Genomic DNA, 26460 nt, shown 5'->3' with positions numbered 1-26460 from the left:
GTCTTGGGTCGTCTGTTCTGGAAGTTTTTCCTGTCCATCCTGCTGGCGCAGTTCGCGGCCACGGTGGGGATCGGCGGCGCTATCTGGCTGAAGAACCGCAATCAGCAGGTGTCGCCGCTGGACAATCTGGACACCAGCCCGCCGGCCGAAATGGCCATCAACGCCGCCGCCGCGACGCTCGAATTCGGCGGCGTCAAGGCGCTGCAGCGCATGCTGGAGAACATGGAGCGGCACCGCGTGTACGCGGTCGACGAGCAGGAACACGAGTTGCTGGGCCGGGTGGTGAGCACGCGCACGCTGCAGGAATCGCGCATCCGTCTGAAGGAAGACGGCAAGCGCCGCGTGGTGCGCCAGGTGCGCGGCGACGACGGCAAACGCTACCTGTTGTTCCTGCCTTCGGGCGAGCGCCTGCGCGGCATGGACGGCGACAACCGCCCGCTGCTGGCCAACCTGGGCGGCGGCGCGCAGATCGCCATCAAGGCCGCGTCCGAAATCGAGGAGCGCGTCGAACGGCGCGAACGCGAACGCAACCGTCCGCCCGGCTTCCATGGCCCCGGCCAAGAGCCTGCGGCGGCGCCGGGCATGCCGTCGGACCAGTCAGGCCAGCCGGGCCAACCATTCGGCACCGGCACGCGCGGCGGTCCGCCAACTTTCCAACCCAACGGTTTCGGCGGCCCCGGCCCCGAGGGCATGCCGGGCGACGGCCGCGGCATGGGCGGTGGGCCGTGGGGGCCGCGCTTCCAGCCACTCGGCCCATGGGTGCCGATCGCGGCCGCCACCGTCGCCAGCCTGTTGTTCTCGGTGCTGCTGGCCTGGTATTTCTCGCGTCCGATCCGCGCGCTGCGCCAGGCATTCGACGCCGCCGCCGACGGCGACCTGTCGCCGCGCTTCGCCAACGCCAGCATCCTCAGCGGCAATGAACTCAACGACCTGGGGCGCGATTTCGACCGCATGACCGCGCGCCTGCGCAGCCTGATCGACGGCCAGACGCGGCTGCTGCACGATGTTTCGCACGAACTGCGCTCGCCGCTGGCGCGGTTGCAGGCGGCAATCGGCCTGGCGCACCAGCAGCCGGACAAATGGGCCGCGTCGATGGAACGCATCGAGCGCGAAAGCGTGCGCATGGACAAGCTGGTGGGTGAACTGCTGACGCTGGCCCGGCTGGAGGCCGGCGCCATCACCGCCACGCAGGAAGAGATCAGCATGGCCGACCTGCTCGACCAGATCGCCGACGACGCCGCCTACGAAGCCGCCAGCCAGAACCGCAGCGTGCTGCTGGACGGCGAAGCGGACGTGAAAGTGATCGGCCAGCCGGATTTGCTGGGCCGGGCCATCGAAAACGTGGTGCGCAACGCCATCAAGCACAGCCCCGAGGGCGGCACGGTGCAATTGCAGGCGCGCAGCCTGCCGGACACCGGGCAGCTGAGCATTCGCGTGCTGGACCACGGTCCCGGCGTGGCGCCGGCCGATCTGGAAACCATCTTCCAGCCCTTCTTCCGTTCGATCAACGCCAGCGCCGAAGGTCACGGCCTGGGTTTGGCCATCGCCCGCCACGTGGTGGAGGCGCATGGCGGCAGCATCAAGGCCAGCAACCGTCCCGGTGGTGGCCTGTGCGTGGACATGGTGTTGCCGGTCAAGGCCTGACCGGCGCCGCGATTACGCTTTCGGCAGGGTCACGCCGTGCTGGCCCTGGTATTTGCCGTTGCGGTCCTTGTAGGACACGTCGCAGACTTCGTCGCTCTCGAAGAACAGCACCTGGGCGCAGCCCTCGCCGGCGTAGATCTTGGCCGGCAGCGGCGTGGTGTTGGAAAACTCCAGCGTCACATAACCTTCCCATTCCGGCTCGAACGGCGTGACATTGACAATGATGCCGCAGCGCGCGTAGGTCGACTTGCCCAGGCAAACCGTCAGCACGCTGCGCGGAATGCGGAAATATTCCATGGTGCGCGCCAGCGCGAACGAATTCGGCGGGATGATGCAGACATCGCTCTTCACGTCGACGAAGGAATTGGAATCGAAATTCTTCGGGTCGACGATGGTGCTGTTGATGTTGGTGAAGACCTTGAACTCGTCGGCGCAGCGGATATCGTAACCGTACGACGAGGTACCGTAGGAAATCACCTTGCGGCCATCTTCCTGGCGTATCTGGTCGGGGAAGAACGGCTCGATCATTCCGTGTTCTTCCGCCATACGGCGTATCCATTTGTCGCTTTTTATCGTCATCGCAAGGCCATCCTCAAGGTTTACAATGCCCGCGATTTTACGCTAAAGCCTCGTTTTTAAGAACCTTTTTACCGGCTTGACCGTCGAGCAGGTCGGCGATCATCCGCGTGGTCGCCTGGGCGGCGGCGGCCGGATTCTCCATCGGGAACAGATGGCCGCCGGGGATGATGCGGAAATGCGGCCCGACCAGCGCCTTGGTGTGTGCATGGCCGGACTGGCTGGTTTCCCACGAATTGTCGCCGCCGATGAAGCCGATCGGCCGCGGATAGCCATTGCGCAGCAGCTTGGGCAGGTGATGCGGCAACGTCGCGTAGACCGCCGTTTCGATTTCACGCGTGTAGCGCAGCTGAACGCCCTCGGCATGCGGTTTCAGGCCGCAATCGATGTAATCGGCCAGCACGCCCGGCGCCCAGGCCGCGAACAAATCCTTGGCGGCGAAATGCGTGTACGCCGCGTGGGCGCTGGGCCAGACGTTACGACGGCGGATGGAGAACTTGGCGGGCGGCACCTTGTAGGCGCGGCCGAAGCGCTTGATCAGATGCCAGGCCAGCGCGCGCCAGCCGCCCACCACGGGCGCATCCAGCATCACCACGCAGCGCACCAGGTCGGGACGCTGCTGCGCCACCATCAGGCTCAGCATGCCGCCCAGCGAGTGGCCGACCAGGATCACCGGCTCGGTATAGCGCGCGCTCAGCTCGGCAATATATTCGTCGACCAGCGCAGGCCAGCAGTCGGTGACCGGATAACGCGGATTGTGGGCGTGCATGTCGAGCGCCTGGATCTCGAAATTCTCGCCCAGCAGCGCGAAAAACTGCCGGTAGACCCCGGCCGGATAGCTGTTGGCGTGGGCGAAATGCAGCTTGGGCTTGCTCACTGGCAGTCTCCCCTGTGATTATTTTCGCCCCATTGTAATGGCAGTAGCCGCGCACGGCTGGTGGAAACGCTCTAATTTCGCCAATAGCGTGCCTGGGCGCGACGGTAGCTGGTGATGCGGACCGTGTCGGCGAACTCGACTGTGATGGCGCCGTCCTGGTCGGTGCGGTAGCGCTGGATGTGCAGCGCGCCGTAGCGCGCATACACTTCCGGCTTGGGATGATGATAGCGGTTGCGGTGGCCGACCTGAAACAGCGCCGCCCGCGGTCCGACCGCCTGCAGAAACGCCGGCGTGGAACTGGTGCCGCTGCCGTGATGGGGCGCCAGCAGCACGTCCGCGCGCAACCGCGCCGGATCGCGCGCCAGCAGCGCCGCCTCCTGCCCGGCCTCGATATCGCCGGGCAGCAGCATGGCCCGGCCGCCGGCGCTGATCTTCAGCGTGCAGCCGCGCGCGTTGGGCTTGAGGGTGGCGTCGGCATAGCTGGCGGCGGCCGGATGCAGGATCTCGAACGTCACGCCGTCCCAGTCCCAGCGCTGACCGGCGGCGCAGGCGACATGCTGGCGCGCGGCCCGCACGATGGCGTGGCCGGCCGGCAGCGAGGACAGCACCCAGCCGGCGGGCACGCTGTCCAGCACCGCCAGCGCGCCGCCCGCATGATCGGTATCGCTGTGCGAAACGATCATGCCATCCAGCGCACGGATGCCGCGGCCGCGCAGATACGGCACGATCACGCGGTTGCCTGCATTCGACTCGGCGCTGTAGGCAGGGCCGGTGTCGTACAGCAGGCGGTGGTTGCTGGTCTCGATCAGCAGCGCCATGCCCTGCCCCACATCGAAAGCGGTGACGGTCATGCGACCCGGCGGCGGGTGGGACGGTTCGGCGGCCAGCAGCGGTATCCACGCCGCCAGGCCCAGCCAGCGCACCGGCCAACCGCGCGGCGCCAGCAGCCAGAGCGTGCCGGCCATCGCCCAGCAGAACAGCCAGAACGGCGGCACCGGCGCACTCCAGACGGCATAACGCAGGACGCTGAACCACTGCAGGCAGGCCGCCAGCCACGCCACCAGCAGGTGCGCCGCGCCCAGCGCCAGCACCGCCAGCGGCTGCGGCAGCAGGCTGCCGGCCAACGCCAGTGGCGTCACCACCAGGCTGACGAGCGGAATTGCGACGGCATTCGCCAGCGGACTGACCACCGACACCTGGCCGAACAGCAGCATCGTCAGCGGTACCAGACCGCAGGTGACGACATATTGCGTCTGCGCGCCGACACGCAAGGCCTGCCCCAGTTTCCGCCACGACGACAGCGCCGTCGGCGCCACACCGGGCGCCGGACGGGCGGGACGTGCGGCCGTCCGCCCCACCGTCGCGTACAGGATCAGCGCCACCGCCCCGAACGACAACCAGAACCCCGGCCACAGCACGGCCCAGGGATCGAGCAGCAGCACCGCGCCCAGCGCAGTGCACAACACATGCGATACGCTGGTCAGGCGGTTGCACCACAGCGCGGCGGCGACCACCGCCAGCATGTACAAGGTGCGTTGTGCGGGTACGCCGAAGCCGGCCAGCAGCACATAAAACAGCGCCACGGCGGCGCCGGCCAGCGCCGCCACCTTCTGCGCCGGCAGCAGCAGGGGCAGTTGCGCGCGCGTGAAGAAGGACTTGCGCCACAACGTGAAAGCGGCCCACGCAAACAGTCCCGCCACCATCGTGATATGCAGGCCGGAGATGGAAATCAGATGACCGATGCCGGTGCGGTTGAACACCTGCCAGTCGGCCTGATCGATGCCGCGCTGATCGCCGACCACCAGCGCCACGATCACGCCGGCATAGGGTTGATCCGGCAGCGCCGCCAGTATTCTGGCCCGCAGCGCCGCGCGGCCGCGCTCCACCAGGTTGCCGAAGCCGACAACAAACCTGTCGACCCGCCGGTTGTCGCGCGCGGCGCGCACATAACCGGTGGCGCGCAGATCCTGCTCCAGCAGCCAGGCTTCGTAATCGAAGCAGTATGGATTCGCATTGCCGTGCGGGCGCTGCAGACGCACCGTCAACTGCCAGCGCTCCCCCGGCTGGATATCCGGCACCTCGCCGACCTGATCGCGATAGCCCGAATACCATGCCAGCGCAATCCTGGGCGGCACCCGCGCGCCGGCGGCCTGCTCGACCGCGAAATTAAAGCGCACACCTTGCGAAAACCGGTAAGGCAGACTCGCGACGACGCCCACCAGGCGGATATCGCGGCCCTCGTCAGCGGCCGCAAGCTCTGGCGCCAACGCGACGTGCGCCAGCCAGGCGGCCCAGAAAAAGCCGCCGATCACGCCCGCCGCCAGCGCGCAGCCGTCACGCCACCAGCCCGGCAGCCGCCGCGACAGTGCCAGCACCACTGGCGCCACTGCGGCGGCGAAGCACCAGCGCAGCTCCGGCAACGCCGCCTGCATCTGCAGGAACGCCGCGCCCGCAGCAAAGCCCAAGATCGCCATCCGCATCGCATCGCCTCCTTCCGCGATACTATGCACACAGCCACGGCGGCGTACCGGACGATCCCGCCGTCGTTTGATACAGATCAGCCAGCGGTGCAATCAGGTGGGCAGGCGCGGCAAGGCCGCGTGGGCGTTGGCGGTGGTGGCGTTTTCTATCTGATCGATGCCGATGCCGCGCAGTTCGGCCAGCACGGCGCCGATGCGCGGAATCTGGTCGGGGCTGTTGCGGCCGGGATGGATCCAGGCCGGCGCGATGTCGGGGGCGTCGGTCTCCAGTACGATCGCGTCCAGCGGCAGTTCGGCCGCCAGCCGGCGTATCTGTAGCGCGCGCGTGAAGGTCATGGCGCCGCCGAATCCGAGCTTGAATCCGAGGTCGATGTAGCCGCGCGCCTGCTGCTCGCTGCCGTTGAAGGCGTGGGCGATGCCGCCCGCCGGCCGGATCTGGCGCACGTGCTTGAGCACCACGTCCTGCGAGCGGCGCACGTGCATCAGCACCGGCAGCTCGAAGTCGCGGGCGATCTTCAGCTGTTCGCGGAAGTAGTAAATCTGCTTCTCGCGCATTGCCGCTTCGGTCAGCATGGGGATGAAGAAATCCAGGCCGATCTCGCCCAGCGCCACGAAGCGCTTGTCCTTCAAGGCGGCTTGCACCTGCTCGCGCAGCAAGCGCAAATCGTCTTCGACCGCGTGCGGTACGTAGATGGGATGGATGCCCAGCGCGTAGCAGGCATTGTCCACGGAGGCGGCCAGGTCGGCGACGATGCCGAAGTTGGCCCGCTCAACGGCCGGGATCACGATCATGCCCACGCCCTCCGCGCGCGCCAGCGCGGCCTGCGCCGCCGATTCGGCGCCGAATTCGTGCGCGTCGAGATGGCAGTGGGTGTCGATCCACATGGCCTATACCGTGGCCGGTTGCGGGTCCGGTTGCAGGCCCTGGTCGGTCATGCGCAGCACGCGGTCGCAGCGGCGCGCCAGTTCGATGTCGTGGGTGACGATGACGAACGCGGTGCCCAGGGTGCGCGACAACTCCAGCATCAGGTCGAAGATCTGCTGCGCGGTGGCGTGATCGAGGTTGCCGGTCGGCTCGTCGGCCAGCACGCACGCCGGCTGCGTGACCAGCGCGCGCGCCAGCGCCACGCGCTGCCGTTCGCCGCCCGACAGTTCGCCCGGCACGTGCGTCACGCGTTTGGCCAGGTTGACGCGCGCCAGGATCTGCTGCGCCGCCGATTCGGCTTCGGCGCGCTTCACGCGGCGTATCATCAACGGCATGGCGACGTTGTCGAGCGCACTGAATTCCGGCAGCAGGTGGTGGAACTGGTAGACGAAGCCCAGCGAGGTGTTGCGCAGGTCGCCGCGCGCGGTCTCGCTCAGGCTGGCGAAGTCCTTGCCCTGCAGGGTGACGCTGCCCTTGGTCGGCGTATCGAGCCCGCCCAGCAGATGCAGCAGCGTCGATTTGCCCGAGCCGGAGGCGCCGACGATGGCCACGCGCTCGCCGCGCCGCACATCGAGGTCGATCCCGGCCAGCACCTGTACCGAATACGAACCCTGGGTGAAGGTCTTGCCCAGGTTACGGCAGGATAAAACGACCGGTTCATTCATAGCGCAGCGCCTCCGCGGGTTTTACCCGTGCCGCCCACCAGCTCGGGTACAGGGTGGCGACGAAGGCCAGCACCACGGCCACGCCGCCGATCTTGAAGACGTCCGGCCAACGCATGTCGGACGGTACGGTGCTGATGTAGTAGATATCCTTGGACAAGAACTGCACTCCCAATAAATGCTCGATAAATGGAACGATGACGTCGATGTTCAGCGCCACCAGCACGCCGCCGGCCACGCCCAGCGCGGTGCCGAGGATGCCGACCAGCGCGCCCTGGATCACGAAGATTTTCATGACCGAGCGCGGCGAGGCGCCCAGCGTACGCAGGATGGCGATGTCGGCCTGTTTGTCGGTCACCGTCATCACCAGCGTCGACACCAGGTTGAACGCCGCCACGGCAATGATCAGCGTCAGGATGATGAACATCATGCGCTTCTCGGTCTGCACTGCGGCGAACCAGTTGGCGTTCAGCTTGGACCAGTCGCGCACGAACAACTGGCCCGGCATCGACGCCTTCAATTCTTCGGCCACCTGCGGCGCGCGGTGCATGTCCTGCAGGCGCAAACGCAGGCCGGCCGGCGCATCGATGCGCAGCAGCTTTTCGGCATCGGTCAGATGCACGAACGCCAACGAGGAATCGAATTCGTTGTGCCCCGCCTCGAAGATGCCGACCACGGTGAAGCTGCGTACGCGCGGCAGCACGCCGGCCGGTGTCGGCTGGCCCTGGGCCAGCGCCAGCGTCACCTTTTCGCCCAGGTTCACGCGCAGCGCGCGCGCCAGTTCGATGCCCAGTACGATATTGTACGCGCCCGGCTGCAGCGCATTGAAGCTGCCGCGTTTGGTCTGTTTGATGACGTCGGACACCTGCGGTTCGACGTCGGGCAGCACGCCGCGCACCACCGCCGGCCGCAGCACGTCGTCGCGCACCAGCATGCCCTGGGTTTCGGCAAACGGCGCGGTGCCGATGACGGCCGGATTCTTGCGCGCCGCGGCGGCTTCGGCCTGCCAGTCCGGCATGGCGCCGCGCGTGTCGAAGATTTCGACATGGGCCAGCACCGACAGCATGCGGTCGGTCACTTCCTTCTGAAAGCCGTTCATCACCGACAGCACCACGATCAGCGCCGCCACGCCCAGGCCGATGCCGGCCATGGAGATCAGCGAGATAAACGATATAAAACTATTCCGCCCGCTGCGTTTGCCGGCGCGCGTGTAGCGCAGGCCGACCCGCCATTCGAACGGCAAATTCTGCAGAATGCTCATGGACTCCGGGATGGTTCACTTGGACAGCCCGAAGTGTGCCACACAATTAGGATTTCATGGGTGAAACACCGAACCAAAAACGGCGCCCCGGGCAGCAAACTGCTGGCCGGGGCGCCTCTGTCCACCAAAAACGGACTTAAACCGCGCTTAAAAACGCATCAAGCCTCGAATTTCTCGCTGCGCGACTTGCGGCGCGCGGTCAGACCCAGCAGGCCCAGACCGACGGCCAGCATGGCCCAGGTGTCGGCTTCCGGCACGGCGGCGACCGCCGTCACGCTCAGCAGCTGCTGCGATGCCTGGCCATTGGCTACACCGTTGAAGCTGGTGTAGTTGTACAGGTTCTTCAACGGACCGTACTGGTCGACCGCCTTCAGCATGTCTTCCGCCTGGGTCACGGCGAAGGTGTCGCCATTGTCGCCGTAGAGGCCCAGGGCGTCGCCGCTGAAGCTTTGCAGGCCGGTATTGTACTTGCCGTCATCGGCCACGATGTCCCACAGCGCCAGCTGGAACGCCAGACGCGACTGCGTGTCGGTGTCGGCGTTGCCGGTGCTCAGGTTTTTGTACTGGCTTTCGAACAGGGCCTTCACCTTGTAATCGCGGTCGCTGTACGTGCTGGTGTTCAGCGCGGCCAGGCTGGCGCTGCCCTGGGCGAAGCTGCTTTGGCTGTAGACGGTGCCGCTCAATTGCGCCACCGTCGGCTGGATGCAGAAGGCCAGGATGTCGGCGCCCAGCGTGGTGCCGGTCAGGTCGTACACTTCCACGCCCATCACGCCAACGCCAGGCGCGATCGGGTTCAGCATGCTGCCTTCGCCGTCCAGCACCATGCCGGCGGCGGCATTGCTGTAATTGATGGCGGCGTGGCCGGTGCTGGCGAATGCCAGGGTGGCGGCAATGGTGGCGGCTTTCAGTGCGGTTTTGATTTGCATGATGTTTTCTCTTCTCGATAAATTAGATTAAGCGTGTGCTACCGGGCTCTGGCCCACCAGTTGGACTGCGCCGTCCTGCATCAGGTCGGCGATGGTCGGCGTGGTGATGCCGGCCGCCGCCGCATCCGACGCGGCGACGTTAAAGTACACGTCGGTCATGTCGGCGTTCTTGCCGTTGCTCAGCGTGACGCTGCTGCGCTCCAGGTGCAGGTTGTTGTTCTCGTCCAGGAACGGCAGTTCCGTGGACGCCACCTTCAGGCTGACGATGCCGGCCTGTTTCAGCGTGATCAGTTCGCCCGCGTCGGTGTTGCCGTTGCTGTTAGCGTCCTGCCAGATCAGCAGGCTGGCGAAGTCGGCGTCGCTGGCATCGACCAGACCGTCATGGTTGCTGTCGAAGCTCGACAGCTTGGCAAAGCCGGAACCCTTGCTGGCGCCGCCGAACAGTTCGCTGATGTCGTCGATCTGGCCGTTGCCGTTCTTGTCGATGGCCAGGAAGCCGTCGCCTTTCGACAGCCAGCCCGACTGGATCGCCTTGCCGGTGCCCAGCAGGTCGAAGCTGCCGGTCATGTCCTGGCGGGCGATGGTGTGGATGCCGTCGCCGTTCAGGTCGATCGCGATCGGGGTGATCGACGCGTCCCAGCTCATGTCGTTCTTGCCCGAGGTCAGTATGATGGTGTCGGTCTTGGTGACGTTGACCAGCGATTTGCCGTCGCCCTGTACGTCCGAATCGATCTGGTCGTTGCTGCCGTAGTTCTTCACGCCCCACTTCCAGGTGTTCATGTTGTAGGTCGCCTTGTCCGAGGCGAAATAGGCTTTCACGTCGGTCTTGTCGAACTGCAGGTAGTAGCTGCCCGGAGTCAGATCGCCGAACTTGTAGTTGCCGTTGGCGTCGGTCTTGATGGTCGAACCCAGCTGCTTGCCGGTCACCGCGTCGAACAGCGACACGCTGATGCCGGCGATACCCTCTTCGCCCGTGTCCTGCACGCCGTTGTGGTTGGCGTCGCGCCAGACCTTGTCGCCGATGCTGGCCTTGCGGTAGATGCCGGCGTCCTCGGTGGTGATGTTCTGGCCCACGCCCAGGGTGATGGCGCCGGTCTTGCCGCTGCTACCGCTCACCGTGGTGATGTCGGAATCGTTGCTGTCGTTGCCCTGGCCGGACTTGGTGAAGTACCAGCCGCTGCTGGTCAGCACTTCCACCTTGTAGCTGCCGGCCGCCAGGTCGTCGAACAGGTACTGGCCGCCGTCGTGGGTGACGGTGGTGCCCAGCACCTTGCCGGTATTGGCGTCGTACAGCTTGACGGTGACGCCGTCCACGCCCTTCTCGCCGCTGTCCTGGATGCCGTTGTAGTTCAGGTCTTCCCACACCTTGTCGCCGATGCTGCCGGTTTTCACCAGGCCGGCGTCATGGGTCTTGTCCACCTGGCCGGAGCTCAGCGTGAACTGGGCAGTCAGGCCGTTGGCGTCGACATCGGAATCGACGGCGCTGTTGCTGCCCTGGTTCTGCTTGGTGAACAGGTAGCCGTCCGGCGCATCGAACTTGACCGAATATTTGCCCGGCGCCAGGTCGGTGAACGAATACACGCCGCTGGCGTCGGTCACATCGGTGGCGATCGCCATGCCCTTTTCGTTGAGCAGCGTGACCTTGACGCCCTTGGCGCCCAGTTCATTGTTCTGCTGGATGCCGTCGCCGTTGCTGTCATACCAGACCTTGTCGCCGATTTCGCCTTTCTGATACAGGCCCGCGTCCATATGGCTGACGGTCTGGCCGGCGGTCACGGTGACGCTGCCCAGGTTGCCCTTGGCGTCCGCATTGCTGTCGACCGCGCTGTTGCTGCCGGCGCCCTGGGTGGTGGTCAGGTAGCCGCTCGGTGCCTTGATGTCGACCGAGTACGTGCCGGCTTCGACCGAGAACTTGTAGTTGCCGTTGCTGTCGGTGGTGGTGGTCTTGACCACGTTGCCGCCGGCGTCGCGCAGTTCGACCGTGACGCCGGCCTTGCCCGCTTCGCCATCGTCCTGGATGCCGTTGCCGTTCTTGTCGATCCAGACGCGGTCGCCGATGGTGGCGGCCGCCACCACGCCGGCGTCCACACTCTTGTCCACCTGGCCCGAGGTCAGGGTGATCGTGTGCGACACGCCGTTGGCGTTGACATCCGAATCGACGGCATCGTTGCTGCCCTGGTTGGCGGCGGTGAAGGCCATGCCTTCCGGCAGCGAGGACTTGTCGAACACCACGGTATAGGTGCCCGGCTTGAGATTGCTGAACTGATAGTTGCCGTTGGCGTCGGTGATGACGCTGGCGCCGACCTGCTTGCCGTCCGCATCTAGCAGCGTGACTTTCACGCCGCAGACGCCGCACTCGTCCTTGTCCTGGATGCCGTTCTTGTTGCTGTCCAGCCAGACCTTGTCGCCGATGGCGCCCAGTTTGTACAGGCCGGCATCGATGGTGGTGTTGGTTTCGCCGGCTTTGAGCGTGATGGTGCCGCTCTGGCCCTTGTCGCTGAAATCGCTGTCGATGGTGCTGTCGGTGCCGGCGTTCTGCTTGGTGAAGTAGTAGTCCTTCGGCGCGGTGACCGAGACCGTGTAGCTGCCCGGATCGGCGGTGAAGGTGTACTTGCCGGCCGCGTCCGTGGTGGTGGTCTGCACCACCTTGCCGTTGCTGTCCTTCAGCGACACGCTGACGTTGGCGATGCCGGCTTCGCCCGCATCCTGTACGCCGTTGCCGTTCTTGTCTTCGAACACCACGTCGCCCAGCTTGGCCGGCAGCGCGACGATGCCCGCGTCCAGCGTCTTGACCACGGCGCCCGAGGTCAGCGTGACTTGTGCAGTCTTGCCGGTGGTGACGTCCGCATTCGAATCCAGCGCGGCGTCGGCGCCCTGGCCGGCCTTGGTGAAGACGTAGTTGGCCGGCAGGCTGTCCTTGTCGAACTGCACGCTGTAGGTGCCCGGCTTCAGGTTGGTGAAGCTGTAGTTGCCGTTGGTGTCGGTGGTGGCGACGTCGCCGGTCGGCTTGCCGCTGGCGTCCAGCAGGATCACCTTGACGTTGGCCACGCCGGTCTCGCCAGCATCCTGGATGCCGTTCTTGTTGCTGTCCAACCAGACCTTGTCGCCGAGGGTGGCGGCTTTGTAGAAGCCGGCGTCCACATTGCCGTTGGTCTGGCCGGCGCTCAGGGTAATCAGGTCGCTCTGACCGTCGGCATTGATGTCGCTGTCGACGCCGTCCGCGCCGGCGTGCTGGCCGGTGGCGGTCATGCCGGTCGGCGCGGTCACCGAAATCGAATACTTGCCAGGATCGATGGTGAAGCTGTACTTGCCGTCGGCGCCGGTGGTGGTGGTCTGCACCACTTTACCGCTCTCATCCTTCAAATCGACCTTGACGCCGACGATGCCGGCTTCGCCCGCATCCTGCACGCCATTGCCGTTGCTGTCTTCCCACACGCGGTCGCCCACGGTGGCCTGCTGCACCACCAGGCCGGCGCGCACGGTCAGGTCCTGGCCGGAGGTCAGCGTGACCTGGCTGGTCTTGCCGCTGCCGGTGTCGGCGTCGGAACCGCCGCTGCCGGGACCGCCCTGGGTGGCGGTGGTGAAGTTGTAGCCGACCGGCAAGCTGCTCTTGTCGAACTGCACGCTGTATTTGCCCGGCGCCAGGTTGCTGAACTGGTAGTGGCCATCGGCATCGGTGGTGGCGGCGGCGCCGACCGGCTTGCCGTCGGCATCCAGCAGGGTCACCCTGACGCCGGCGGCGCCGGTTTCGCCATTGTCCAGGCGGCCGTCACGGTCGGCGTCGAACCACACGACCTGGCTCAGCGAGGCCGGGCGGTAGACGCCGGCATCGATATCCTGGTTATTCTGGCCCGCGCTCAGCTTGACGCTGACATCGCCGCTGGCGTTGACATCGCTGTCCAGCGCGCCATTGCCGCCCTTGCCGGCGCCGGTGAACACATAGCCCGCGGGCGCGGCCACCGACACGGTATAGGTGCCCGGATCGACGGTGAAGCCGTACTGGCCGCCGTCATGGGTGACGGTGGTGGCGATGACGTTGCCGGCGGCGTCCTTGAGCGACACGGTGGCGCCATCGACGCCCTGCTCGCCCGCATCCTGCACGCCGTTGCCGTTGCTGTCTTCCCACACACGGTTGCCGACGCTGGCCTGGTTGACGACGATGCCGGCGTCCAGATCCATGTTGCTGTCCCCCGAATTCAGGGTGACGGCGCCGCTCTTGCCGTCGGCGTTGGCGCTGCTGCCGTGGCCGCTGGTGGTGAAATAGTAGTCGGCCGGCAGCGTAGCCTTGTCGAATTGCACGCTGTAAACGCCCGGCTTCAGGTTGGTGAAGCTGTAGTTGCCGTTGGCGTCGGTGGTGGCGGTGGCGCCGGTCGGATTGCCGCTGGCGTCCAGCAGCACGACCTTGACGCCGGCCACACCGGCTTCGCCGCTGTCCTGCACGCCGTTGCGGTTGCTGTCGAACCAGACCTTGTCGCCCAGCGAGACTGGCCGGTAGAAGCCGGCGTCAACATCGGTTTTGACCTGGCCGGCGGCCAGATTCATGGCGGCGCTGTTGCCGCCCGCATCGACATCGCTGTCGAGCGCGGTATTGGCCCCCTGGCCGGCGGCCACGGCCACATAGCCTTTCGGCGCGCTGACCGAGACCGAATAGGTGCCCGGATCGACGGTAAAGCTGTACTGGCCCCCGTCATGGGTGGTGGTGGTGCCGACCACTTTGCCGCTGCCGTCCTTCAGCGAGACGGTCACGCCATCCATGCCCTGCTCGCCGGCGTCCTGCACGCCGTTGCCGTTGCTGTCTTCCCACACGCGGTCGCCCACGGTGGCCTGCTTGATGACGATGCCGGCATCCAGGTCCATATTGCTGTCGCCCGAATTCAGGGTGAGCTGGCCGCTCTTGCCGTCGGCGTTGGCGCTGCTGCCCTGGCCGCTGGTGGTGAAGTAGTAATCGGCCGGCAAGGTGGCCTTGTCGAACTGCACGCTGTAGGTGCCCGGCTTCAGATTGGTGAAGCTGTAATTGCCGTTGGCGTCGGTGGTGGCGGTGGCGCCGGTCGGGTTGCCGCTGGCATCCAGCAGCACGACCTTGACGCCGGCCACGCCGGCTTCGCCCGCATCCTGCACGCCGTCGCGGTTGCTGTCGAACCAGACTTTGTCGCCCAGCGAGACTGGACGGTAGAAGCCGGCATCGACGTCGGTCTTCACCTGGCCCGGAGTCAGCGTGATGTTGGCGCTGTTGCCGCCGGCGTCGACGTCGCTGTCGGCAGCGCCATTGCCGCCCTGGCCCGCGGTCACAGCCACATAGCCTTTCGGCGCGCTGACCGACACCGAATAAGTGCCGGGATCGACGGTGAAGCCGTACTGGCCGCCGTCATGGGTAGTGGTGCTGGCAACCACTTTGCCGCTGCTGTCCTTCAGCGAGACCGTCACGCCATCCATGCCCTGTTCGCCGGCGTCCTGCACGCCGTTGCCATTGCTGTCTTCCCACACGCGATCGCCCACGCTGGCCTGCTGGATGACGATGCCGGCATCCAGGTGCTGGGTGCTGCCGCCCGACGTCAGTGTGACCTGGCCGGTGGCGCCGGTATCGACGTTGGCGTCGGAATCTTTGGCGGCATCGCCGCCCTGGCCCTGGGAGGTGAACAGATAGCCCGCCGGCAGCGTGGTCTTGTCGAACTGCACGCTGTAGGTGCCCGGCTTGAGGTTGCTGAACTGGTAGTGGCCGCTGGCATCGGTGGAGGCGCCGGCGACCGCGTTACCGTTGGCGTCCAGCAGCGTGACCTTGACGCCGGCCACGCCCGCTTCACCCGCGTCCTGCACGCCGTTGCGGTTCGTGTCGTACCAGACGGTATCGCCCAGCGACACGGGACGGTACAGGCCGGCATCAGCCTTGTTGTTGGTCTCGCCTGGCGTCAGCGCAATCGGCGCAGTGCTGCCGTTGGCGTCGATATCGCTGTCGGCCGCGCTATTGCCGCCCTGGCCCTGCTGGGTCGAGACGTAGCCGGCCGGCGCTTTGACGGTCACCGAATAGGTGCCGGCGTTGACGTCGAAGTGATATTGTCCCGAGGCATCCGTGGTGGTGGTGGCGACCACGGCGCCACTGGCGTCCTTCAGCTGCACGGTGACGTTGGCCAGGCCAGCTTCGCCCGCATCCTGCACGCCGTTGCCGTTGCTGTCTTCCCAGACGAAATCGCCGATGTGCGCCGGCGGCACCTTGAAGGTCAGGTAGTTCGGGCTGACGCTGGTGTCGGCCGCGCCGGTGCCGACCAGGCCGCCGGTGTCGCGCACCTTGAAGCCGACATCGAAGCTGCCCGACGTGGTCTGGTTCGGCTCGAAGGCCAGCTTGCCGGCGGCGATGTCGTCGGCCGAAATTTCCGTGCCCACGGCCACAGCGGCGCCGTTCAGGGTCAGCTTGCCGGCGCTCGGCAGCGAGGTGATGATCACCGACTTGAAGCCGTCATGTTCGACCGGGTCGACAAAGCCGAAATCGCTCTGCGCCAGCACCACCGGCGCGCCATTGCTCAGGCTGAAGGTCTTGTCGGCCGCCGACGGCGCATCGTTGACCGGATCGACGATCACGGTCAGGCTCAGCGTGATGGAATTGGTGGACGTGCCCTGGTCCAGCACGAACTCGAAGGTGGCGAACTTGCCATTGTAATCCTTGGCCCAGTCGCCCGGATGGACGTAAATCGTGTCCGCATCGACCTTGCCGAACAGCGGCGTGTTCTTGGTGGCGATGGTGCCATCGGGCAGCACCACCGACATAGTGCTGATTTTCAGGACATTGGCGCTGTTATAGCCGGCTGCGGCGAGGATATCGCGGATTTCAAAATTACCATTAGTATCTTCATCGATATGAATACTGGTAGCAAGGTTGATCGAGCTCATGTAGGGCCTTAATTTCGTTCTTGGGATGGGTCCAGCACGGCTGCTACGGGGGACTGGGTAGGCAGGTGTCGGTTGCTGCGGGTCATCACGAGAAAAGGGTGATGCCGTTGAAACATGTTTGTTGCCGCAATTATAGCAAGAATTTTCTTGGATTCATTGAAAATTTTACAGGTTTGTGGTTTTTAGGTAATTATTGTTGCGATAAAGAATTCTTCTGCTGATGCCGGCGATGACCTACAATCTCGGCATGACTGAAATCACCCTCGCTTTACCGTTTTCCCTGCCGCCGCCGGAAATGGCCACCGACTTGTTGCGTGTGATGCAAACCCCGGCCCTGGCCACGTTGCTGGCCCGCAGCGATCTTCAATATTACCCTTTTGATAACGATAGCCGGGTGCTGCCGCACGAAGCCTGGCTGGCGTGGAAATTGGGCCTGAGCACGCACCCCGCGCAGGGCGCGCCGATCGCCACTGCCGTCATGCGCGGCTGCGGCCTGGAGGCACAGGCGGCGCAAGGCCACTGGTTCATCCTGCAGCCGGCGCACATCCAGATTTCGCGCACTCACATGCTGCTGACGGACATGCGCTCCCTGCAGCTGAGCGAACAGGAATCGCGCGCGCTGTACGATCTCGCGCGTCCGTATTTCGACGACATCGGCCTGCCGCTGCTGCACGGCGCACCAGGCCTGTGGTTCATGCGGGCCGACGCCTGGAACGATCTGAACACAGCCTCCCCCGACGCCACCACCACCCAGAGCCTGAACGACTGGTTGCCGGAAGGCCCGCACGCGCGCGATTTCCGCAAGCTGCAAAATGAAATCCAGATGTTATGGCACGAACACCCGCTGATCGAGGCGCGTCAGGCGCGCGGACTGACGGCGGTGAATTCGCTGTGGCTGTGGGGCGGCGCCGGCCCGGTCCCGTCAGCGACGAACGGCCGCGTCGCCATCGCCGGCGGCCCGGCCTGGATGCAGCCCCTGGCAGCGCCGGGGCAGGCCGACGCGGCGCAACTGATCGCCTCGCCCGGCCCCGCCATGGTGGCCGACCTGATTCCGTCGGCCCAGACCGGCGACTGGGCCGACTGGCTGGCCCATATGCAGCGCATCGACCAGCAATGGCTGGCGCCGCTGCTGGCGGCGCTGAAGGATGGCCGCATCGGCGGCCTGACGCTGCTGCTCAGCCACCGCCACGGCTGCACCACGGTCCACGCCAGCCGGCTGGGGCAGCTGAAATTCTGGCGCAAGCCGAACCTGAATTCCCTGTTGAAGCAATCATGACCCGCATCGCCACCCGTCCCTGCCCGTTCCGCGAATCCGAAATGCTGCGCCAGAACGGCGTCCATCCCGTGCTGGCGCGCCTGTACGCGGCGCGCGGCCTGACCGACGTCAAGGAACTTGCCAGCGAACTGGCGGCCATGATTCCGCCGGCCGGCCTGCTGCACATCGACGCCGCCGCCGTGTTCCTGGCCGATTCCATCGCCGCCGGCAAGCGCATGGTGATCGTCGCCGACTACGACTGCGACGGCGCCACCGCCTGCGCCGTCGCCCTGCGCGGCCTGCGCGCCATGGGCGCCAACATCGATTTCATCGTGCCCAACCGCTTCGAGTACGGCTACGGCCTGACGCCAGAAATCGTCGCCCTGACCGCGCGCGAAAAGCAGCCGGACGTCATCATCACCGTCGACAACGGCATCGCCAGCATCGACGGCGTGGCCGAGGCCAACCGCCGCGGTATCGAGGTGGTGGTGACCGACCACCACCTGCCGGCCGCCACCCTGCCGGCCGCGCGCGTGATCGTCAATCCGAACCAGCCCGAATGCGGCTTCCCCAGCAAGCACATCGCCGGCGTCGGCGTGATGTTCTACGTGCTGCTGGCCCTGCGCGCCGAGCTGCGCAAGCGCGGCGTGTTCGACGCCCAGAACCAGCCCAAGCTGGACAGCCTGCTCGACCTGGTGGCGCTGGGCACGGTGGCCGACGTGGTCAAGCTGGACGCCAACAACCGCATCCTGGTGGCGCAGGGCCTGAAGCGCATGCGCGCCGGCCGCATGCACGCCGGCGTGGCGGCGCTGTACCGCGTCGCCGGCCGCGATCCACGCAACGCCAATCCGTTCGACCTGGGCTTTGCGCTCGGCCCGCGCCTGAACGCGGCCGGCCGGCTGGAAGACATGTCGCTGGGGATCGAGTGCCTGATCACCGACGACATGGACCGCGCCTGGGAACTGGCGCAGCAGCTCAACGACATCAACCTCAAGCGCCGCGAGATCGAAGCCGACATGCAGGACACGGCCATGCTGCACCTGGACGACTTCGAGCCGGCCAGCCGCAGCACCATCTGCGTCTTCGACGACGGCTGGCACCAGGGTGTGATCGGCATCGTCGCCTCGCGCCTGAAGGAAAAATTCTACCGCCCGACCATCACCTTCGCGCCCGGCAGCGACGGCTGGATCAAGGGCTCGGGCCGCTCCATCCCGGGCTTCCACCTGCGCGACGCGCTGGACCTGGTGTATAAAAAAGCGCCGTCGCTGATCGACAAGTTCGGCGGCCACGCCATGGCCGCGGGCCTGACCATCCGCGCCGAAGCGTTCGACGCGTTTGCCGCCGCATTCGAGGAAGTCGGCCGCGCCTGGCTCAGCGAACAACAGCTGGAACGCGTGATCGAAACCGACGGCCCGCTGGAAGACGCCTATTACACCACCACCTTCATCGAACTGATGGACGGCCAGGTCTGGGGCCAGGGCTTCGCGCCGCCGGTGTTCTGCGACGAATTCCGCGTGGTCAGCCAGCGCATCCTCAAGGAGCGCCACCTCAAGCTGCTGCTGGAAAAAAACGGCGCGCGCTACGACGCCATCTGGTTCGGCCACATCGACGCGCTGGGCGAGCGCGCCAAGGTGGCGTTCCGCCTGGACGCGAATGAATATAATGGCGTCACCAAAGTTCAACTGCTGGTGGAGCACGCCGAACCAGCTTAATCGATGAAACGACTATTTGCGCTGACTGCCTTGCTCACCTCCCTCGCCGCCACCGCCGACAACAGTCAGCTGCCCGGGCATTACGTGCTGAGCGGCGTGCCGGACGTGGCATCGGAGGTGGTGCTGAACGCCGACGGCCGCTTCACATGGCGGATCGCCGCCAACGGCATGTTCGAACAAAGCGCCAGCGGCAGCTGGTCGGCCGATGGCGCGCACGTCACCCTGACCAATACGCATCAGGGCGTGCCCAGGTTCCGCCTGTTCACGGAGCAGGAATATCGTTATGTGCATCCGGCGCAGGATGGCGCCTGGACCGCCGTGCTCAGCCTGCCTTCGTTGGGGCCGATACCGGACGCGGAAGTGCAGTTCGTCGCCGCCAGCGGCAAGACCATGAGCGCCGTCAGTCCGCACAACGGCTACACCGTGGTCAAGATGCCGGCGGGCGAGCAATGGCGGCGCGTGGGGCTGCGCATGAAGGGCTCGACCGCGCCGATCCAGTGGCTGGACGTGCCGTCCGCGCAGGCGGCCCAACGCCTGGCCGGCTTTACCGTGACCAATCCCGACACCGTGCTGCCCTCGCCGTTCGACACCCTGGTGCTGACCCGACGCGGCAACGAGCTCCTGATGGGGCCGGAACAAGGCGGCAAAGGCGTCTACCGCAAGCAGTAAGGTTCACTTGCGACAATCGCAGACCTCGCTGCCGCCGTCGAATACAATGCGCCAGATGTGTGGCGCTTCCAGCCGCCAGACCGAATTGAAGCGGGCGATCAGCTTGCCGTCCGGCGCATAGACGGGGCCGGAGGTCTTGGCCAGAGTGCCCGAGGCCAGCACCTCCACCTGGTCCGGCTCCCACGAAAACGGCGGTTCCGGCTTGGTGAAATACGGCGCCCAGGCATCCGCCACCGCCTTCTTGCCCCGTTGCGCCCGGTTCCCGGCCTCGAAAATCGCTTCTTCGGACAGAAAGCCGACAAACGCCGCATGGTCACGCGCCTTCATGGTCGCGGCAAAAGCGCGCTCGACGTTGGCCACTTCCTCCTGCATGCCGCTGAACACCGGCGCGGCCCGAGCGCCCGCCGCCAGCATCGCCGCCAGCGGCAAAGCCATCCATTTCATCGTCATTCTCCTGTTTTTTAGACAAGCCGATATTAATCCAGTTGATCGCTATTTGCTATTTCTCCGAAATTGGAGTATAAATAGTCCATTACCGGAGGATCTATGCTCAACTATGCCTACCCCCGCAGCCGCTTCGAACCGACCGTACTGGTGGATCTGAATGCCAAGGCCGAGCGCGAACGCCTGTCCAAATCGGCCCTCAAGGGCTTTTTCAACCTGGTCGCCGCCTGGAAAGTGCGCGACGAGGACGCCCGCCAGCTGCTGGGCGGCCTGTCCAACAGCGCCTACTACGATTGGAAAAAGCATCCGGAGCGTACGCTGGAAGTGGATTGCATCACCCGTATTTCCTACCTGCTGGGGATATATAAAGCCCTGCACATCATCTACGGCGACAAGCTCGCCGACGAATGGGTCAGCCTGCCGAACAACAACCAGATTTTCGAAGGCCGCACGCCGCTGGCCTACATGCTGGGCGGCGGCCTGCTGGCCATGCAGACCGTGCGCCAGCTACTGGACGCGCGCCGTGGAGGGCTGTAAGTGCCGCTCAGCCTGATTCCGCCCCTGACCACGCTGCGCCAGTTCGACACCTGCCGTCTGCTGCCCTCCCGTTTCGCCGACGTCGAAGATTCCGTGCTGGCGCCGCTGGCCGACAGCGACCAGCACCTGCGCGACCTGTTCGACCTTGACAATGCCACCAACGCGCGCCTGCGCACGCAGACCGGCGGCGCAGCCGGCATCAACGTCGATGAGCTGATCTTCGGCGTGCCCAACTTCCGCATCGTCAACGCCGCCTTCACCTACGCCCATCCGCAGGGCAGCCGCTTCAACGACGGCCGGCGCGGCGCCTGGTATTGCGCGTTCGACGTCGAGACCGCGCTGGCCGAGGTCAGTTTTCACAAAGCGGTCGAATACGCGGAAATCAACCGCTTCGACGACAGCGTGCAATACCAGTGCATGCTGGCCGACTTCACCGCCAGCTTCCACGACATCCGCAACCAGCCGCGCTACGAAGCCTGCCTGGCGCCGGACAGCTACATCGAGTCGCAGACGCTGGCCGAACGCCTGCTGGACGGCGGCTCGCTGGGCATCATCTACCCCAGCGTGCGGCGCGCCGGCGGCACCAACCTGGCCTGTTTCCGGCCGGCGGTGGTGGCCAACGTGCGCAAGGGCGCGGCCTACCGCTTGACCTGGCAAGGCAGTCCCGTACCCAACATCGAAGTGATTTGACATGCAAACCAAACCAGAAAAAGATCTCGAACTGCGCGACAAAGTGAACCGCGAAACCGCGCGCCTGCCATGGACCGACCTGCTCAAGCACTTCGCTCAGGGGAATGTGGTGTGGGTGGCCAACTCGCTGGACCTGGTCGACGTCGCCGTGCGCATCTCGCACGACGACAAGGACAGCATCAGCCTGTGGATGAACTCCGGCCTGATCGCCAAGGTCAACGACCAACAGGCGCAGGGCTGGCTGGATGCGGGGGCAGAGCTATGGGCCTGCGTGGTCAGCCCCTTCATCCTGGTCCAGGAACAAAAAGCCCTGAACTGAACAGGTAGCCGCAGCCTGAGTCGGCCGGATCGCGCGCGAGGATGCGGTCGTAGAGGCCGAGGTTCTCCCGCATGGTGCGCTCCACGTCTTCTTCCAGCAGCAGGCCGGCCGCCACCTGGCGCCCGGCCGCGGCTTTGACGGCGGCGGCGTAGGCGTCGCGGTTGGCATAGCGCGCTTCCAGGCTCGGGCGCGGGTCGCCGGCCGCCACGCGCTCCGCCTCGGTGCGCGCGAAAGGGACGAAGCTGCCGTCGAAACGCGAGGTGGCCCAGGCAAAGCCGGTGTCCGCCGCGCGCAGGTTCCAGCCGGTGTGGGTGCCCAGCGGCGCCTGCAGCTCGACCAACCGCACGCCGCCCTTGTCGTTGCCGTCCGCGTCGGGCACCGGCACACGGGTTTCGAAATCATCACCGTGCTTGGGCGGCACGATGTCGGCAATGCCTTGCGCGGTGTAGCGGCGACCGAAGTCCAGGCGCGGCTCGCGCAGGTTCTGCTGCGGCGGCGTCAGGCCGAAACCTTGAGGGAAGATGGCGCGGTAGTCGGCGACTGTGGTCAGGGTGCCGTCGGCGAAGTTCGGGTAAGCGCTGGCCGGCGGCTGTTTGCCTTTGCTGGTCCAGTCGTCCAGTGCGACGATCAGCGCACGCATCGGCAGGTAATGGTCGCTGGTCGAGACGCAGGCGGTGAACGGCGCCCGCGTTTTCGAACGTCCGACGTAGTGCTGCGCGCCCATGAAGCCGTAGATGCGCACATTGTCGGCCGGCGCCACGTCGCTGGCGCCATCCGGCGTGGTGGCGATCAGCGAGGCGCCACGGTTCCAGAATTCGGTCGAGGTGTTCGCATAGAACAGCTTGGGAAGATTGCCCTGTTTGTCGCGCGCCTTGTCCAGCGTGGAGGCGGTCTTGCCGGTCGCCGGGTCGCGCGTCGGCATGCTGGTGAACGGGAAGGCGTCGGCCGGATAGTCGTGTTCTTCCATCATGGACGGATGACGCGTGGGCTGTGCGAAGCGGCTGTTGAAACCCGCCGAGCCGCCGGCGCCCGGCACCTGCAGATAGGCGCCGCTGAATACCAGCTTGCCGCCTTCGTCGACATTCAGGCCGTCGTGCATCATGCGGCCGATCAGGCGGCCGGACTGGCTGATACCGAACATCAGGACATTACGCGGCACAGGCGCGCCCTCGAACGGATGGTCGCGCAGATACGACAGCAGGTCGCGGATGCCGGCCAGGCCGGCTCCGGTGACATACGGGTCCTTGGCGACGTAGGTCAGCTCGTAAATCGTATCGGGCTTGAAGCCGCCTTCCAGCTGCACGCGGCCAGGACCGCCCTTCAGCTCAGGTTCGACGAAATGCCAGGCGCTGCGCGCTATTGGACGGCGTGCATCGTCCGGCTTGGCGCGCTCGGTCAGCTGCGCGTGCGGATCGTTGGGCGTGGCCGGTTCGTAGGTCAGGCCGCGCATGCCGGCATAGGTGACGATGTCGGTCGGCGCGTTCACCGTGAATTCATTCTGCACCCTGCCCTTGACGCCTTTGGCCACCGGCGGCGTAAACACCAGCGGCCGCGGCGCCGCGCCCGATACCGGCGGCGCGGAAGGCGCCACGTCCCAGGTCCACGCCGAGAACAGCAGCGAGAAGCCATGGCGCATCAGGAAACCGTCGCCGGCATCGGCGGCGGTGGTCGGATCGTTCAGCGCGGGACTGCGGCCGTTGACCTGGCCGAGGATGGCGATGTTGCCGCGGTTGTTCACATCGTAGAGCAGTGTCGTGGGCTGCGCACCGGCGGGACGCAGCAGCACGAACTCGCTGGAAAACAGCACGCGCCCGCGCTTGTCGCGCGGCGCATGCTTCAAATCGACGATGCTGGCATTGGCGGCCGCCTTCGGGTCCAGCGCGAAGTAAGCGACAGCGCGTATCTTTTCGTACGCGCCGTAGTCGCCGAAGCTGACGCCCGGCGCAAACGGCACACGTTCAACCACCTGAATGCGTTCGACAGCGGCATGCGCCACGCCCGCCATTGCCGCCGCCACCACCGTCACCGCCGCCAACCTGCGTTTCATGCCGCGCTCCCCGATCTGCAAAGCGCCTATGCTAGCAAGCTGTCCGGCGGACGTCTACCCAAGTAGTTTAATTGCTGAGCAAGAGGCTGGCGATCACGCCGGTGGCGATCCCCACCAGCACATAGTCGCTGCCGGTCTGCACCCAGTGATAACCGCGCGGCGGCGCGCTCAGATGATGAGCGCGCCAGTTCTCCACCACGTACTGGCGCCCGCGGTATTCCGGCGGCAGGCGGCCGCCCTTGTACATGTCGTGGCGCGGGCCGGCGCCACGATGATCGGGACCGCGACGGTCGTCGTGGCGATAGTCGGCGCGATCATTGCGGCGATCCGGGCCATAATCCATACGACGGTCGTCGTGACGGTTATCGCGGTGCTCGCGGTCCGGACCGCGACGGTCATTGTCGTGGCGGTCCTGCGCCGAAGCTGCGCCAGTCGCCGCAATGGTGGCTGCCAGAATGGCGCCGATGATGGGTTTAGCGTTCATTACCAGCTCCTTCAAATGTGCTTCGATGAAGGCAGCTTACGCCCCGTCGGCAAATGGTTCCGTTCGCCAACGAACATTATTCAGGTCGGGGTGTCGACGTCGTCCCAGTCGCGGTCCTCGAAGCGCACCAGCCAGTTGAGCGCATAGTGGCGTTCCTGCAGCACGCCGTCGTTCAACCCCGCCGGCACCGGCATCTTTTTCAGGATGGCCTGACGGCTGACCCAGTGCAGACGGTAGTGCAGATCCAGCGCATCGAGGATCTCCGCCGCCGAGCGGGCCACCGGCTGCTTGCGCAGGCCGTCGGTGCCGCGCTCGATCACGGTGCGCGAGATCGCGGCGACGTCGCAGATCGCGTCCGGGAACGGCAGCGTCTCCTGCAGACCGAGTGCCCACTGCAGCACCAGGATGCACTCGTAGCGCCACAGGAACTGGGTGATATCCTCGTCGCAGGGCCGCTCCAGCGACAGGAAGGCCCGCTCGGCATCGGTCAGATTGGCGAACGCCGGCGGGAAGCGCTTCTGCAGATCGGCCACCGCGATCGGCGTATCGCTGTTCAGCGACTCGGCGCGGATGGCGACGACGAACAGCGCCAGCATGCGGCGCAGGATATCTTCAGGCGAGCGCAAACGCAGCTCCGGCTCGGACACCAGCGGCGGCAGATCACCCGGCACGCTGATCTTGCGCGCGGCCAGCAGCTCGTCGGTGCGCGCCTTGCGCTGCCAGGCTTGCGGCGGATACGGCACCACGGCCTGCGCATCGGCGCCCTCGTCGCCTTCGGACGGCAACAATACGCGGCCTTGCGGATCGCGTACCGTGCCGTCCGCCAGGAAGAAGATGGCGTTGGCCGCTTCGGCCCAGGCGTGAAACGCCTGCATCTGCGTCGGCTCGACGGCCAGGTTGATGTGCTGCTGCACGCGCTGCAGATGACGGATGGTGTGATAGCGCGTGCGCGTCATCCTGCCCTGTCCCTTCTCGGCCAGATGGTGCATCAAGCCGTTGAGATGCGCCGACAGTTCGGCGTCATCCAGGCCACGGCGGCCATTCAGCACATGCGCAAAGGCCGGCTTGGGAATGTCGGCCAGCGTGCAGTAGGCGTCGATCGGGATATGGTTGCTGGTATCGGCGGAGGCTTCCGGCGCCGTGGAGGAAAACAATTGCTTCAGACGGTTTAACATAAACTATTTATTCAATTAACGCATATCCAGCGCGCGCCGGCGGCGTGGCGGTGGAAAAGCACGGTCCAGCGCCGCCAGGTCATCAGCCGAGAGCTGAAGCTCGGCGGCAGCGCGATTAGCGCGCAAGTGTACAGGATCGGCGGCCTTCGGTATCGCAATCAGCCCATCCTGATGCAGCACCCAGGCCAGCGCCACCTGCGCCGGCGTGACGCCATGGGCCTCCGCCACCGACTCAAGCCCCGGATTACCGAGCAGTGCCGCCTGCTCGCGGCCGGCGGTTTCGAGCGGCGAATAGGCCATCACCGGCATGTTACGCTGGCGGCACCAGGGCAGCAGATCGAACTCGATGCCGCGCTTCATCAGGTTGTACAGCACCTGATTGGTGGCGGGGGCGCCGTGGGTGACCGCATCTTCCATGCTTTCCAGGTCGAAGTTACTCACGCCGTAGGCCTTGATTTTACCGGCTTTCTTCAGCGCCTCGAACCCGTCGAAGGTCTCGCCCAGCGGATGATGGCCCTGCCAGTGCAGCAGATACAGGTCGATGCAATCGATATTCAAGCGCCGCAGACTGCGCTCGCAAGCCTGCTGCACGCCGGCGAAACTGGCGTTATGCGGATACACTTTGCTGACGACAAAAGCCGCGTCGCGCTGTCCGGCAATCGCCTCGCCGACAACCTGTTCGGCGCCGCCCTCGCCGTACATCTCGGCGGTATCGATCAGCGTCATGCCCAGATCGAGCCCCAGCTGCAGCGCCCGCACCTCCTCGCGCCGGCGCGACGCCTTTTCGCCCATGTTCCAGGTACCCTGCCCCAGTGCCGGCACCGTCACCCCCGACGGAAAACTCACGATTCTCATGCCATCCTCCAATAAGGTCGGGGTCAGAGCCGACATTCGG

General features: G+C 65.7%; 20 protein-coding genes. 7 read left to right on the top strand and 13 right to left on the bottom strand.

Annotated features, from left to right (window positions below):
* Positions 1-3: 3 nt before the first annotated feature.
* Complete coding sequence (locus E4L98_RS31250) at positions 4-1644, top strand: sensor histidine kinase (RefSeq protein ID WP_135200160.1); 1641 nt, start codon at positions 4-6, stop codon at positions 1642-1644.
* 12 nt (positions 1645-1656) lie between these two features.
* Here E4L98_RS31250 and dcd read toward each other — a convergent pair whose 3' ends face one another.
* The 8 genes from dcd to E4L98_RS03325 form a co-directional block, all read right to left on the bottom strand.
* Positions 1657-2223, bottom strand: a complete 567-nt coding sequence (gene dcd / locus E4L98_RS03360; RefSeq protein WP_135200159.1) for a dCTP deaminase — start codon at positions 2221-2223, stop codon at positions 1657-1659.
* A gap of 37 nt (positions 2224-2260) precedes the next feature.
* Complete coding sequence (locus E4L98_RS03355) at positions 2261-3097, bottom strand: alpha/beta fold hydrolase (RefSeq protein WP_135200158.1); 837 nt, start codon at positions 3095-3097, stop codon at positions 2261-2263.
* 71 nt (positions 3098-3168) lie between these two features.
* Positions 3169-5577, bottom strand: a complete 2409-nt coding sequence (locus tag E4L98_RS03350) for a DNA internalization-related competence protein ComEC/Rec2 (RefSeq protein ID WP_135200157.1) — start codon at positions 5575-5577, stop codon at positions 3169-3171.
* 93 nt (positions 5578-5670) lie between these two features.
* Positions 5671-6462 (bottom strand): TatD family hydrolase, encoded by a 792-nt coding sequence (locus E4L98_RS03345; RefSeq protein ID WP_135200156.1) that lies wholly within the window; start codon positions 6460-6462, stop codon positions 5671-5673.
* Between the two features lie 3 nt (positions 6463-6465).
* The gene (gene lolD, locus E4L98_RS03340) at positions 6466-7167 is read right to left on the bottom strand and encodes a lipoprotein-releasing ABC transporter ATP-binding protein LolD (RefSeq protein WP_135200155.1); all 702 of its coding nucleotides are present in this window, start codon (positions 7165-7167) and stop codon (positions 6466-6468) included.
* The gene (locus tag E4L98_RS03335) at positions 7160-8425 is read right to left on the bottom strand and encodes a lipoprotein-releasing ABC transporter permease subunit (protein ID WP_135200154.1); all 1266 of its coding nucleotides are present in this window, start codon (positions 8423-8425) and stop codon (positions 7160-7162) included. The genes lolD and E4L98_RS03335 overlap by 8 nt, the downstream gene beginning before the upstream one ends.
* Positions 8426-8583: 158 nt before the next feature.
* The gene (locus E4L98_RS30500; RefSeq protein ID WP_135200153.1) at positions 8584-9351 is read right to left on the bottom strand and encodes a PEP-CTERM sorting domain-containing protein; all 768 of its coding nucleotides are present in this window, start codon (positions 9349-9351) and stop codon (positions 8584-8586) included.
* Between the two features lie 27 nt (positions 9352-9378).
* Positions 9379-16233: an SdrD B-like domain-containing protein gene (locus tag E4L98_RS03325; protein WP_135200152.1), complete on the bottom strand. Its 6855-nt coding sequence runs from the start codon at positions 16231-16233 to the stop codon at positions 9379-9381.
* A 229-nt stretch (positions 16234-16462) separates the two neighbouring features.
* On the opposite strand from E4L98_RS03325, the gene E4L98_RS03320 reads away from it, so the two are divergent.
* From E4L98_RS03320 to E4L98_RS03310, 3 genes are read left to right on the top strand one after another with little or no spacing between them, the layout of a single operon-like run.
* Complete coding sequence (locus tag E4L98_RS03320; protein WP_229257220.1) at positions 16463-17509, top strand: hypothetical protein; 1047 nt, start codon at positions 16463-16465, stop codon at positions 17507-17509.
* On the top strand, positions 17506-19200 hold the full coding sequence (gene recJ / locus E4L98_RS03315; RefSeq protein ID WP_135200151.1) for a single-stranded-DNA-specific exonuclease RecJ: 1695 nt from the start codon (positions 17506-17508) through the stop codon (positions 19198-19200). The genes E4L98_RS03320 and recJ overlap by 4 nt, the downstream gene beginning before the upstream one ends.
* A 3-nt stretch (positions 19201-19203) precedes the next feature.
* A complete protein-coding gene (locus tag E4L98_RS03310; RefSeq protein WP_135200150.1) occupies positions 19204-19869 on the top strand; it encodes a hypothetical protein in 666 nt (221 codons plus the stop codon).
* A 3-nt stretch (positions 19870-19872) separates the two neighbouring features.
* Here the strand turns inward: E4L98_RS03310 and E4L98_RS03305 are convergent, their stop codons facing one another.
* Complete coding sequence (locus E4L98_RS03305) at positions 19873-20313, bottom strand: YybH family protein (RefSeq protein WP_135200149.1); 441 nt, start codon at positions 20311-20313, stop codon at positions 19873-19875.
* 102 nt (positions 20314-20415) lie between these two features.
* Between E4L98_RS03305 and E4L98_RS03300 the strand changes: the two genes are divergently transcribed.
* From E4L98_RS03300 to E4L98_RS03290, 3 genes are read left to right on the top strand one after another with little or no spacing between them, the layout of a single operon-like run.
* Positions 20416-20850, top strand: a complete 435-nt coding sequence (locus E4L98_RS03300; protein WP_135200148.1) for an antitoxin Xre/MbcA/ParS toxin-binding domain-containing protein — start codon at positions 20416-20418, stop codon at positions 20848-20850.
* Complete coding sequence (locus tag E4L98_RS03295) at positions 20851-21540, top strand: RES family NAD+ phosphorylase (RefSeq protein WP_135200147.1); 690 nt, start codon at positions 20851-20853, stop codon at positions 21538-21540.
* Between the two features lies 1 nt (position 21541).
* Positions 21542-21859: a DUF2288 domain-containing protein gene (locus E4L98_RS03290; RefSeq protein WP_135200146.1), complete on the top strand. Its 318-nt coding sequence runs from the start codon at positions 21542-21544 to the stop codon at positions 21857-21859.
* On the opposite strand, the gene E4L98_RS03285 is transcribed toward E4L98_RS03290, so the two are convergent.
* The 4 genes from E4L98_RS03285 to E4L98_RS03270 form a co-directional block, all read right to left on the bottom strand.
* Positions 21825-23906, bottom strand: coding sequence for an alpha/beta hydrolase domain-containing protein (locus E4L98_RS03285; protein WP_135200145.1), 2082 nt, complete (start codon positions 23904-23906; stop codon positions 21825-21827). The genes E4L98_RS03290 and E4L98_RS03285 overlap by 35 nt on opposite strands.
* Before the next feature lie 67 nt (positions 23907-23973).
* Positions 23974-24390 carry an RcnB family protein gene (locus E4L98_RS03280; RefSeq protein ID WP_135200144.1) on the bottom strand — a complete coding sequence of 139 codons (417 nt, stop codon included), beginning with the start codon at positions 24388-24390 and terminating at the stop codon, positions 23974-23976.
* Between the two features lie 80 nt (positions 24391-24470).
* Positions 24471-25565 (bottom strand): DUF4272 domain-containing protein, encoded by a 1095-nt coding sequence (locus E4L98_RS03275; protein WP_135200143.1) that lies wholly within the window; start codon positions 25563-25565, stop codon positions 24471-24473.
* Between the two features lie 15 nt (positions 25566-25580).
* Positions 25581-26420 (bottom strand): aldo/keto reductase, encoded by an 840-nt coding sequence (locus E4L98_RS03270; RefSeq protein WP_135200142.1) that lies wholly within the window; start codon positions 26418-26420, stop codon positions 25581-25583.
* Between the last annotated feature and the right edge of the window lie 40 nt (positions 26421-26460).

Origin of the sequence: Duganella callida (assembly GCF_004614165.1) — a bacterium.
Classification (GTDB): domain Bacteria; phylum Pseudomonadota; class Gammaproteobacteria; order Burkholderiales; family Burkholderiaceae_D; genus Rugamonas; species Rugamonas callida.
This window is presented reverse-complemented; position numbering and strand designations above follow the sequence as displayed.